General features: G+C 30.0%; 2 protein-coding genes. Both read left to right on the top strand.

The features are described from left to right. Window positions 1–59: 59 nt before the first annotated feature. A complete protein-coding gene (locus tag N5D46_RS14695; protein ID WP_125388334.1) occupies window positions 60–359 on the top strand; it encodes a transposase in 300 nt (99 codons plus the stop codon). After that, window positions 356–946, top strand: a 591-nt coding sequence (locus N5D46_RS14700; protein ID WP_280038323.1) for an IS3 family transposase, incomplete at its 3' end; no start/stop codon positions are given. The genes N5D46_RS14695 and N5D46_RS14700, both read left to right, overlap by 4 nt.

The raw sequence follows: 946 nt of genomic DNA on the forward strand, positions 1-946 counted from the left end.
TGGATATCCTAACGAAAGTTCCAGAGTAAGAAAAGGTATATAATACTTATCTTACAATTATGAAAGGAATAAAAAATCATTACGATGCTTCATTTAAATTACGAGCGGTAGAATTGAGTTATGAAAGAAGTAATATATCGGAATTAGCAAGGGAACTTGGAATAAAAGCCTCCTTATTATACAAATGGCGCAAAGATTATCAAGAATACGGATCCAATAGTTTTCCAGGAAAAGGTAATTTAAAACTAACGCCTGAACAGGAGCGAATAGTTGAATTAGAAAGAAAGCTTAAAGATGCAGAATTAGAACGTGATATCTTAAAAAAAGCAATCAGCATTTTCTCCAAGAACGGTCGATGAAATATAGATTTATAAAGAATCACGAGTGCCAATTTCCGATTGAGAAAATGTGTATTATCTTAAAAATCCACTCCAGCAGCTATTATAAATGGAAAAATAAAGGTTGCTCCAATCGACTTTTGAGAAAAAATTTGATGCTAGATAAAATAAAGTATCTATATTTTAAATTCAAGCAGAGATATGGAAGTCCTCGAATTCATTCAGAATTAAATGCTTTAGGTTACAGAATATCAGTTAAAACAGTTGCTAAATATATGCAAGAGCTTGGTTTAAGAAGTAAATTAAGTAAAAAGTTTAGAGTTACAACAAATTCTAAACATAATTATTTAACTGTAAATAATCTTCTTAATCGAGATTTTTACGCTTCAAAACCTTCTATGAAATGGGTATCAGATATTACTTATATTCAAACTCAAGAAGGATTTTTATATTTAACAACAATTATCGATTTATATGATAGAAAGGTCATTGGTTGGAGTTTGAGCAATACGATGAGTACTGAAGATACAACTTTATCAGCATGGCGTATGGCTATAAAGAATAGATCGATTAAAAAAGGAATGCTATTTCATTCTGATCGAGGAATA

It is taken from the genome of Empedobacter sp. GD03865 (genome assembly GCF_029840775.1).
Lineage (GTDB): Bacteria > Bacteroidota > Bacteroidia > Flavobacteriales > Weeksellaceae > Empedobacter > Empedobacter falsenii_B.